This is a genomic window from Arthrobacter sp. APC 3897, assembly GCF_030407495.1.
Classification (GTDB): Bacteria; Actinomycetota; Actinomycetes; order Actinomycetales; family Micrococcaceae; genus Arthrobacter_B.
This window is the reverse complement of record NZ_JASDDG010000048.1, coordinates 1-10,231: the sequence shown is the minus strand read 5'-3', so window position 1 is coordinate 10,231 and position 10,231 is coordinate 1. Positions and strand designations below refer to the sequence as shown.

Here is a 10,231-nt window from a genome sequence, read left to right as displayed (position 1 = left end):
TTTGGTTCTTGTTCCAAGATTTACCTCATTGCCAACTCGCCCGGCGGCCTGCCTCCGCCAGCAGGATGCCGGACATTGATGAAGCATCATTGCCGGATTCGATTGCGGAGCGGCCCGGCGCCTCCCGCGGCGGTGATCACCTCCGGGGAAGCCGGGCCGTGGTCCCGGCAAACGATGCCCTTGCTCAACCAGGTGGAACAGCGTCCTGCCCCGCTCAAAGGCGGCATGGCAGGACAGGGTCAGAACAAAAACGGGAGGCCCTCCCCCATGACCGAGCCTCCCGTCCAGATAGAACCCGTTAGAGCTCGGTGCTGACCTTCCACGAGGAGTGGATGGCGCCGTGGATATAGTTGACGGCGCCGGCGTCACCCACCACGTCGCAGCTGATCTCCGCCGCCCGCAGCTCGTCCGCCAGCGGGGCCGCCGACGTCGTGCCGTCCGCGTAGACCACCATGGAGGCGGGAGCGCTGAAGCTCTGCTCGCCCTCGATCCATTCAACGGTCTTCTCCGTGATGCGGGTGATCTTCACGTTGCGGTGGATCTTCACGCCGTGTTCCTTGGAATCCTTCACGGCGGTCCAGCGGCGCGGCATGGCCAGCGGCAGGCCAAGCTGCTGCGTTTCGTGCAGCAGCGTTACCTTGCGTCCGCGTTCGGCCAGGAATTCCGCCAGCTCCAGGCCCACAAGGGAACCTCCGATGACGACTACGTCCTTGCCCATCGGCAGCCAGAACTTGGTGAACTGGCGGACAAACTCGGGGCTCTTGGTCACGCCGGACAGGCGGCCGAGCTTGCCCAAAGTGCTGAGCACCGCTCCGGCTTCCTCAGCTGTCGCCGTGCCGAGCATCATGGCGCGCAGCGTGTCGCCGGTCTGCACGTTCGGCAGGTCGCCGCCCGGGAAGTCCGGCTTGGGGCGGACGGCACCGGTTGCCACGATGACGTGGTCCGGGTGCAGGGCGCGGATGGTCTCCACGGTGGCCCGGGTGTTCAGCTTGACCGCGATGTTCAGCCGCTTAATTTCGGACTTGAACCAGCGCAGCAGGCGTTCGTTGTCCGGCGTGGTCATGGTGGAGAACCACATGGTGCCGCCCAGCCGGTCGGCCTTGTCCACAATGGTGACGCGGTGGCCGCGTTCGGTCAGGACCCGTGCGGTTTCCAGGCCGGCGGGGCCGGCGCCGACGACGACGACGTGCTTGGTCAGAGAAGCCGGCTTCAGCGGGAGCAGGGTTTCGTTGCCGAGGGCAGGGTTCACCGCGCAGAAGGGGGTGTCATCGAAGAAGTTCTCGGCGACGCAGAGGTAGCAGTTGATGCAGGGGCGGACCTGATCGAACTTCCCGTCCCGGATCTTGTTCGGCAGCTCAGGGTCGGCCAGCAGCTGGCGGCCCATGGCAGCGAAGTCGATCTGCCCGGCTGCCAGTGCCTTCTCGGCAATCTCGGGCAGCATCCGGCCAACGGCGATGACCGGGATGGACACGTTCTTCTTGATTTCCGCGGCGTTGTCCAGATAAGCACCAACCTTGCTGGGCAGCGGGCCGTCCGTGAAGTTGTCGAACGGGTTCCGTCCCCAGCCGGTGACGTGGATGGCATCCGCGCCGGCCTGCTCAAACAGCTTGGACGCCTCGATGGCCTCGGGCAGGGTCAGCCCGCCTTCCTGGCCGTATTCCTCACCGGCAACGCGGACCAGGATGGCCAGCTTGTCGCCAACCCGTTCCTTCACGGCGCTGATGACTTCGCAGGCCAGGCGGGCACGGTTGGCCAGCGGTCCGCCGTATTCGTCGGTGCGCTTGTTGTCACGCTGGTTCAGGAACACACCGAGGATGTAGCCGTGGGCGGCGTGGATCTCGATGGCGTCGGCTCCGGCCTTGGCGATGCGCTCAGCGGCATCGGCCCAGGTCTTTACCAGCCAGGCGATGTCCTCGGATGTCATCTCGCGGTAGATGATCTTCTTGCCGGCGGTGGCCGCACCCATCTTGCCCAGTTCGGCGGGCGTGCTGTCGGCGAGGGCGGACATGTCATAGCTGTAGTCCGGCTGGTTCGGCGCCAGCACGGGACGGTCGTTGGCGACGTCCACGCGGGCTACCTTGCCGTGGTGGGTGGACTGGATGCACAGCTTGCTGCCGGCGGCGTGGACGGCATCGGCCAGCGCCTTCAGACCGGGGATGTACTTGTCATCCGAGAGGCCCGGTTCCTTCATGGAAGCCGCGCCGTAGGGGAAGGCAATTGCACATGCACCGGTGATGATCAGGCCGGCGCCACCGGCGGCCCGTGCCACATAGTGGTCAATTTCGGCCTGTTCAATCTCGCCGTGCTCGGAGACGTTCATGTCCATTGCGGGCAGAACGATGCGGTTGTGGGCTTCCATCGGACCGATGGTGCCCGGTGCCATCAGCTGGGAAAAGGAATTGAGTTTCACTTTATGAATTCTACTCCTCCCCCGGCGAACGACGACGAACGGCTGCGGGCGCGCCACGGGCAAGAAAGGCCGAACTTAGCCCCGAACGCAGCGAAGCCAGCGGATGAAATCCGCTGGCTTCGCATTCAACATCACACCGACCCCCACAGGCAGCGGATGTTCCACTGTTAGTGGTCCACCGGGCCGTCAGCCCGGATCTACCGCCCACACGCCCCTGGCGCAGACGAAGTCAATCCCCTGATCGACCGCCGACACCGCCTGCAGCTGTATGGCTTGATCATGTTTCACACATGTGCGAAACATGATTGAACGATAACAGCGGACCATCAGGCGGTCAAAAGTTTTTTGCGCTGTTTCTGTGGACTACCCGTCCTCGTCCAGAATCTTGGCGATGGCCTTCAGCGCCTCCGGGTCCACCGGACCCAGCGCACGGGCAGCGAAGCTGCGCACCTCGGCACGGCGCATGCTCCGCAGCAGCTCCAGCTCGGCCTCCACCCGTTCCGGGAGACTGCCGTCCTCCAACAGAAGGTAATCCGGATTCACGTCGAAAACCGCGGCAATAGCCCGCAATGCCTCGTCAGGGACCACCTGTTCCTTACCGGATTTCAGCAGCGACCACCGGGTGCGGGAAAGATAATAGCCTGCCTTCTGCGCTCCGTCGCGGATCGCCGCATAATCAAAAGGCCTGCCGGACTCGGACATGATGACGTCCAGCAGGAGGTTGATCTTCCGGGCCAGCGTTTCGGCCCGCCGAAGGGCCGCAGCACGCTCCGGGGAAAGACCAAGATCGTCCATCGTGTTCAGCTCCAAGTCATTGCTACGAGAAAACAGCTGAAAGTCGCCCCTCCCAAAGCTGCTCCGGCCAACGCTTCATGCCGGGTGTGTTCGCGCAGGGCAACCCGGCTAAACATCATCAACGGCGATAGTATCAACAGCCATGCCCAGCCTCCCCCGAACAGTGCCGTAACCCACAGAACGGCGAAGGTCAGCACCGACACGTGAGCGGACACATCGAGCCGGCGGCGCAGGAACACCAGTACGGCATTGCCCAGAAACAACGCCGCAACGGTAAGCGGAATCGGGGCTTCAAGGGGAATTGCCCAGCAAATGACTGTACCGATCAGCATCAGTACCGCCACGATGCGGATCCGCCGGCTGTCCGGGATGCCGCGGCGCCGGAACAGGGGCTTGGCGCCTTTGTAAACGGCACCGGGAATGCCGACGACGCCGGCCGCCAGCAGAATCACCCCGCCCGGTTCCAGCCCAGCCTTGACCCCGGCCAGGAGCACCAGCATGGTCAGCACCAGGGCCGGGGGCAGTATCCGGGAGCAGCCGGCCGCGAAGGACAGCCGCATGCTGCGCCGGTGGACTGTTGCACTCAAGTACTTCCGCCTGTCCGAAGCCGCTGTCAGGGCAGCAGCAGTGCGGCTGCGAAGGCCACACAGCCCGCCAGATGCCCCGCAAGCACCTGCGTAGAGGTGTGGTCGCCCAGCTTCACCCGGGACCAGCCCGTCGCCGAAGCCAGCATCAGGGCCAGCGCCGGCCCGAAGACCGGAAGGGGGGCCAGCAGCATCAGCCCAACGTAGGCGGCCACGGCCGAGTGAACGGACAGCTTCCACACCAGGTTTGCCGCCATGCAAAGGATCAGACCAATAAACACTCCGCCGATTTCGCCGAAGAGAACAGCCGGGGCGTCCAGCAGAACCAGGGCCAGCGCGCCAATGCCGATGGACACTGCTGAGGCCGCGAGAATCGGAGCCCGCTGGGAGCGCACCCCCACGTGGTGGTCCGTTACGGCACCGCGCCGCTTCAGCCAAAGAATCATCAGGAAGGGCAGGCCTACGGTGAACCCGGCAGCCACAATGCCCTGCACCCAGGTGACACCGGGACTGAGCAGTGGCTGCAGCAGCAGGAGAATCCCCACCAGGACGGCCGGGGCCGTGGTTTCGGTGACGATGCGGGCCGCTGTGGAGACGCCGGCGGCAGGGCTCTGCTGCGTTTGAGACATCCGTCGAGTCTAAGGGATCCGGCACAGCGGCTGCGGTCTGGCGGCATCGGACAAACGCTGCCGCCGGGCCCGGTACGGCGTGCCGGTACCCGTCCAGCAGTCGCACCGGCTGAGCCGCACGCTTCGCCGCCGTTTGTGACTGATTGTGTGACGCATCCTGGACGCATAACGTCATGCTGGGGTGTTTGCGGCAACCCGGCGTCATTCTCTTGCTCCGGCGGTCCGCGCCAAGCTTTCATGGTGTTGTCCGCTTCCGCAAGCGGCACTTTTCCCATCCAGAGCGGCTGAGAGACCTGGCTCGTTGACGCCGCAGCAACCACCCTTCGGGGCCGGTGCTCATGCCATGACCGATGGACTCACTTCCCCGTTGGGCCCTGGTTGCCGCTCTGCGCAGCCGTGTCTCCGGCGTGCTCGAATACCGTGTTCCTCGGTGCGACCCGAGAGGATCCCATGCTCGACTCCGCCCGATCCCCCCGCATCCATGCGGCCCGCACATCCCGTGCATCCCGCGCCTCAGTCCGGATATCAACGCTGCTGGTTATGGGCGCGCTGACCCTCTCCGCATGCGCGTCAGGGCCCCAGAACGCCGGCGGCACCTCCCCGGCTGCGTCCGGTGAAGCGGTGGACGGCGGCACACTGGTGTACGCGGAGGTCACCCCGATCAACAACTGGCAGACCCAGGCCGCGCGGTTTTACGAAAAGTCCAACGTGCTCAACTCGGTGCTGGACCGGCTGGCCTACTTTGACCCGGACAAGGGTGAGCTGGTTCCGTGGATCGCCTCGGCCTTCTCGGCTAACGCGGACAGCACCGAATTCACCTTCACCATCCGCCCCGGCGTCACGTTCAGCGACGGCGCCCCGCTCGACGCCGCCGCTGTGAAAGCGAACCTGGACAGCTTCGGCCTGGGTGTTCCCGCCGCCCAGATCCAGCCGAACGTGGACTTTGCCGGCTACCAAAGCAGCGAAGTGATCGGCACGGATCAGGTGCTGGTCACGCTGGGTGCCCCGAACTCCAACTTCCTGCGCGCCACATCCTCCGTCACCGCCGGACTCGTGTCACCGGCCACGCTGCAGAAGGATGCGGCCGGGCAGTCTGCCATCTCGTCCATTTCCGGCTCCGGACCCTTCGTCTACGAATCGGAAAAGCCCGACGAGGAAGTGGTGCTCGCCAAGCGGGAAGGTTACGCCTGGGCACCGGAGGGGGCGGAGAACCCCGGCGAGGCGCACCTGGACAAGGTGGTCATCAAGTACCTGCCAGAGGTTGCCCACCGTGCCGGCGCCGTACAGTCCGGACAGGTGGATCTGGTGCGCGGCCTGCAGCCGGTGGACGAGGCGGCGCTGGCCTCCAGCGGCAACCAGGTTCTGGCGGCCGACGGCGTGGACCTCACGGCAAATATGGCCGCCGTGCGGACCGGCAGCGGAAAACTGGCCGATCCCGCCGTGCGGCAGGCCCTGCAGGCCGGCATCGACCGGCAGACCATTAAGGACACGGTGCTCTCCGAGAGCTACACCCTGGCCGGGTCGGTCCTGAACCACCAGGCTCCGGGGTTCGTGGACCTCAGCGCGGACCTGGCCTACAACCCGGAGAAGGCACGGCAGCTGCTGGACGACGCCGGCTGGACTGAAGGCAGCGACGGCATCCGGGCGAAGGACGGCGAGAAACTCGAGGTCACCGTCACCAGCTCCAACAACTCAGTGGTCATCAAACCGGCCTTCGAACTGATCGAGCAGCAATGGCGGCAGATCGGCGTGCAGCTGAACAACCGGGCCGGCGACAACACTTTCCTCACCACGGCCATGCCCGATCCAAAGGTGGAGTTCTTCGGCACCCGCCAGTTCATCTACGGCGGATTGGGGCCCATCTTCGAACCGGCCAACAACACCATGACGCACACCTCGGACCCGGACCTGAATGCCCTGTTCGCCGCCGAGCGCGCCGCCGCACCGGGACCGGAACGGGACAAGTTCCTGGCCGCGGAGCAGCAGGCCCTCGTGGTGGACAAGGCTTTGTCCCTGGTCCTCTGGGATGAAGTCCAGGTCTACGGCGCGCACCGGAACACCCACATAGAATTCACCTCCGGTACGGCACCCATCTTCCAGGGCGCGTGGAAAGCGGACGGCTAGCCATGGCCCGCTACCTCCTGCACCGGTTCGGACAGGCCCTGCTGGTGGTCTGGCTCGCCTACACCCTGATTTTCCTCGCGGTGCAGCTGCTGCCCAGCGATCCGGTCACCATCTTCCTGACCTCCGACTCCGCAGTGGATCAGGCGGCGATCGACACCATGAAGGCCCAGTACGGCTATGACCAGCCGCTGCTCCTCCAGTATCTGTCGCAGCTGGGCGCACTGCTGCAGGGCGACGTCGGCTACTCCCTGACCTCGGGTGAAGCAGTGACCGAGCGCATCGGCGGAGCCATCGGTTCCACCCTGGCGCTGGCCGCTTCGGCGCTGGCAGCCGCCGTCGTCATCGCCCTGGCCGTGGTGGCAGCGGCCACTCTGGCGCCGTCGCCGGTGCTGCGCCGCGCGCTGGCCAATCTGCCGCCGCTGTTCTCCGCCGTGCCGGTGTTCTGGCTCGGGCTCGTGCTGCTGGAGCTGCTGTCCATCCGGCTGGGGGTGCTGTCGCTGTTCCCCGACGGGTCCTTCCTCTCCCTCGCCGTGCCGGTGCTGGTGCTGGCCGTGCATGTTTCGGCGCCCATGGCGCAGGTGCTGCTCAAAAGCGTGGAGCAGGTGTACCGGCAGCCGTTCATCGACGTGCTCCGCGCCAAGGGCGCATCCCCGGTCTGGATCTTCTGCCGGCACGCGCTGCAGAACGCCGCCGGGCCCGCCCTGTCCATCCTGGGCATCACCGTGGGCACGCTGTTCGCGGGGTCAGTGATCACGGAGACGGTGTTTGCCCGCGCCGGCCTGGGTTCGGTGGTCCTTCAGGCGGTCACCACCCAGGACGTGCCGCTGGTCCAGGGCCTGGTGCTGCTGACGGCCACGGTGTTTGTGGCCGTGAACCTGCTCGTGGACCTGCTGCACCCGCTGCTGGATCCGCGCATCCTCAAAGATGCCCGGCAGGGTTCAGCCCCCGCCCTCGCCTCCTGACACCGCTTCCCCACACTGTTACAGCGCAAGGACTCCCCATGACATCCCTCCTTCCTCCCGCATCCGCCGCCGGCGGTGCGTTGGCGTCCGGACCGACGGATCTATCCGCTGCGCCGGCACGACGACGGCGGCCGGGCTTCCGTCCGGCCCTGGTCCTGACTCTGCTGCCGGTGCTGCTGATCGCGGCCTGGGCACTCTTTCCCGGGCTCTTCACCGGCCAGGATCCGATCAGCGGAATCCCGCAGGAGAAGTTCCAGGCTCCCACCGCCGGGCACTGGTTCGGCACCGATCACCTGGGCCGGGATGTGTTTGCCCGCGTGGTGCACGGGACCTCACAGACCTTCCTGACCGCCGGATTGGCCGTGCTGATCGGGCTCGCGGCCGGAACCCTCATCGGGGTTTTGGCCGCCACCGGCGGACGAGCCGCCGACGCGGTCAGCATGCGCCTGGTGGATGTCCTGCTAGCGGTTCCCGGTTTCCTGATCGCGCTGATCATCGTCACCGCGTCCGCGCCGGGTCCGGTGTCCCTGGGCCTCGGGGTGGGCATCGCCGCCATCGCGTCCTTTGCCCGGGTGGTCCGGGCCGAAGTGCTGCGGGTGCGGAACCTGGAATTTGTGGAGGCGGCCTTCCTCACCGGCGGCACGTACTGGACCGTCCTGCGCCGGCACCTGCTGCCCAACGCCGCAGGGCCGGTGCTGTCCCTCGTCGCCGTGGATCTTGGCGCCGCCATCCTGGTGGTCTCCTCGCTGGGCTTCCTGGGCTTCGGCGCTCCTCCGCCGGAACCCGAATGGGGACTGCTGATCGCCGAGGGACGCCAATACCTGGGCACCGCATGGTGGATGACCACCCTGCCCGGCCTCGTTATCGTCGCCACCGTGGTCCTGCTGGCCGCCGTCGGCCGTCAGCTGCTCACGAGCTTCCGGTTCTGAGAAAGGAACCCGTATGAACTCCTCCACAGAACCGTCCCCCGCTGCGTCTTTCACGGCATCACCCGCTCATTCCGCCACTGACACCTCCTCCCCTGCTGAATCTCCCGAACCCACCCTGCTCTCGGTGCGCGGCCTGACCGTCGAGTACGGCCGCGCCTCCGCCCGCGCCGGGAACGCTGCCGCCCCGGCGGCAGCCGGCGTCCGCCTCGAGGTGAACCGCGGTGAAGTGGTGGCGATAGTTGGTGAATCCGGATCCGGAAAATCGACCCTGGCCAAGGCGATCATCGGCCTGCTGCCGGAGGAGGGGCGCATCACCGCCGGCAGCATCACCTTCGACAGGCAGGACCTGACCGGCCTGTCCGACGCCGGTTTCCGGCGGCTGCGCGGCCGCCGGATCGGCCTGGTTCCGCAGGATCCCGGAGCATCCCTGGATCCGGTGAAAACCATCGGGTCACAGGTTGCCGAAATCTTCCGTCTGCATCCTGACGCGGGACCGCAGGGAAAACGCCTCTCGCGGCCCGAGCTGCGCGGCGAGGTGGTCCGGCTGCTGGAGCTGGTGGGCATCGACCGCCCTGAGGAACGTGTGCGCCAGTATCCGCACGAGCTGTCCGGCGGGCTGAAGCAGCGGGTCCTCATCGCCATCGCCTTTGCCCTGCAGCCGGACCTGCTGATTGCCGACGAACCCACCTCGGCCCTGGATGTGACAGTGCAGAGCCGGGTACTGGACGTTTTCGGGCGGCTGGCGTCCACCTACGGAACCGCAGTCCTGTTTGTCACTCATGATCTGGCCGTGGCCACCGACTACGCCTCGCGCGTGGTCGTGATGAACAGCGGCCGGATCCGCGAGGACCGGCCCGTGCTGGACATCCTGACCCGCCCCGAGGACCCGTATACCGTGCAGCTGCTCGCCGGCGCCTCCCCCGGCCGCCGGGCCGACGAGGAGCAGACCCGGCCGCCGTCGTCGTCGTCACCTTCGTCCGCAGTTCCCGCACTGGAAGTCTTGGACCTGGCCAAGGTCTTTTCCCGCACCGGTGCCGAACGCCGGGCCGTGGACGGAGTGTCCTTCGCGGTCCGCGCCGGGACCACCTTCGCGCTCGTCGGAGAATCGGGCTCGGGCAAATCCACCACCGCCCGGCTGATCCTGCGCCTGCTGGATCCCACCGGCGGCACCATCCGGATTGCCGGACAGGACGTCACCGCCACCACTGGAAAAACGCGGCGGGACCTTTGGCGCAGCCTCCAGATGGTCTACCAGAATCCGGACACGGCGCTGGATCCGCGGCTGAGCATCGAGGAGATCATCGGTGAACCGCTGCGCAATTTCAGGATTGGTTCCAGGAATGAGCAAAAGGCGCGGGTGGCGCAGCTGCTGGAACAGGTGAATCTGCCCGCCCGCCTGGGACGAAGCCGGCCGATGGAACTGTCCGGCGGCCAGCGGCAGCGGGTGGCCATTGCCCGCGCGCTGGCACCGGGCGCGCGGACCCTGGTCCTCGACGAGGCCCTGAGCGCCCTGGATGTCCTAACCCAGGCACAGGTCCTGGAGCTGCTGAAGTCGCTGCAGGCGGAGCTCGGCCTGTCCTACCTGTTCATTTCACATGACCTGCACGTGGTGGAACAGGTCTCGGACGACGTCGGCGTCATGCACCGCGGGCAGTTGGTCGAAACCGGGCCCACAGCGGCAGTCTTCGCCAATCCCGCCAGCGGGTACACCCGGCGGCTTCTTGCCGCGAACCCCGGGCACCGGCTCCGGGACCTCGCAGCCTCCCGGGAGCTGGCCTCTTCACGAAGTCCCGCCCCA

General features: G+C 66.5%; 8 protein-coding genes and 1 riboswitch. Of the genes, 4 read left to right on the top strand and 4 right to left on the bottom strand.

Annotation, left to right across the window (positions count from 1 at the left end; all coding sequences use genetic code 11):
- Positions 1 to 298 precede the first annotated feature (298 nt).
- The 4 genes from QMA10_RS17275 to QMA10_RS17260 form a co-directional block, all read right to left on the bottom strand.
- Positions 299 to 2,410, bottom strand: a complete 2,112-nt coding sequence (locus tag QMA10_RS17275; protein WP_290170410.1) for an FAD-dependent oxidoreductase — start codon at positions 2,408 to 2,410, stop codon at positions 299 to 301.
- Between the two features lie 363 nt (positions 2,411 to 2,773).
- Positions 2,774 to 3,205, bottom strand: coding sequence for a hypothetical protein (locus tag QMA10_RS17270; protein ID WP_290170409.1), 432 nt, complete (start codon positions 3,203 to 3,205; stop codon positions 2,774 to 2,776).
- A gap of 5 nt (positions 3,206 to 3,210) precedes the next feature.
- On the bottom strand, positions 3,211 to 3,792 hold the full coding sequence (locus tag QMA10_RS17265; protein ID WP_290170406.1) for a hypothetical protein: 582 nt from the start codon (positions 3,790 to 3,792) through the stop codon (positions 3,211 to 3,213).
- A 26-nt stretch (positions 3,793 to 3,818) separates the two neighbouring features.
- On the bottom strand, positions 3,819 to 4,418 hold the full coding sequence (locus tag QMA10_RS17260) for a phosphatidic acid phosphatase (protein ID WP_290170404.1): 600 nt from the start codon (positions 4,416 to 4,418) through the stop codon (positions 3,819 to 3,821).
- Positions 4,419 to 4,686: 268 nt separating this feature from the next.
- A riboswitch (SAM riboswitch) is annotated at positions 4,687 to 4,775 on the top strand.
- 183 nt (positions 4,776 to 4,958) lie between these two features.
- Between QMA10_RS17260 and QMA10_RS17255 the strand changes: the two genes are divergently transcribed.
- From QMA10_RS17255 to QMA10_RS17240, 4 genes are all read left to right on the top strand, one after another.
- On the top strand, positions 4,959 to 6,542 hold the full coding sequence (locus QMA10_RS17255; RefSeq protein ID WP_290170402.1) for an ABC transporter substrate-binding protein: 1,584 nt from the start codon (positions 4,959 to 4,961) through the stop codon (positions 6,540 to 6,542).
- Between the two features lie 2 nt (positions 6,543 to 6,544).
- On the top strand, positions 6,545 to 7,504 hold the full coding sequence (locus QMA10_RS17250; protein WP_290170400.1) for an ABC transporter permease: 960 nt from the start codon (positions 6,545 to 6,547) through the stop codon (positions 7,502 to 7,504).
- 38 nt (positions 7,505 to 7,542) lie between these two features.
- Positions 7,543 to 8,433 carry an ABC transporter permease gene (locus QMA10_RS17245; RefSeq protein WP_290170399.1) on the top strand — a complete coding sequence of 297 codons (891 nt, stop codon included), beginning with the start codon at positions 7,543 to 7,545 and terminating at the stop codon, positions 8,431 to 8,433.
- A 13-nt stretch (positions 8,434 to 8,446) separates the two neighbouring features.
- A partial coding sequence (locus QMA10_RS17240) for an ABC transporter ATP-binding protein (protein WP_290170397.1) occupies positions 8,447 to 10,231 on the top strand: 1,785 nt, incomplete at its 3' end.

What these genes read in the sequence shown, in the direction of transcription:
- QMA10_RS17270 (WP_290170409.1), bottom strand. Translation starts at nt 3,205, where the DNA reads ATGGACGATCTTGGTCTTTCCCCGGAGCGTGCTGCGGCCCTTCGGCGG.
- QMA10_RS17260 (WP_290170404.1), bottom strand. Translation starts at nt 4,418, where the DNA reads ATGTCTCAAACGCAGCAGAGCCCTGCCGCCGGCGTCTCCACAGCGGCC.
- QMA10_RS17255 (WP_290170402.1), top strand. Translation starts at nt 4,959, where the DNA reads ATGGGCGCGCTGACCCTCTCCGCATGCGCGTCAGGGCCCCAGAACGCC.
- QMA10_RS17250 (WP_290170400.1), top strand. Translation starts at nt 6,545, where the DNA reads ATGGCCCGCTACCTCCTGCACCGGTTCGGACAGGCCCTGCTGGTGGTC.
- QMA10_RS17245 (WP_290170399.1), top strand. Translation starts at nt 7,543, where the DNA reads ATGACATCCCTCCTTCCTCCCGCATCCGCCGCCGGCGGTGCGTTGGCG.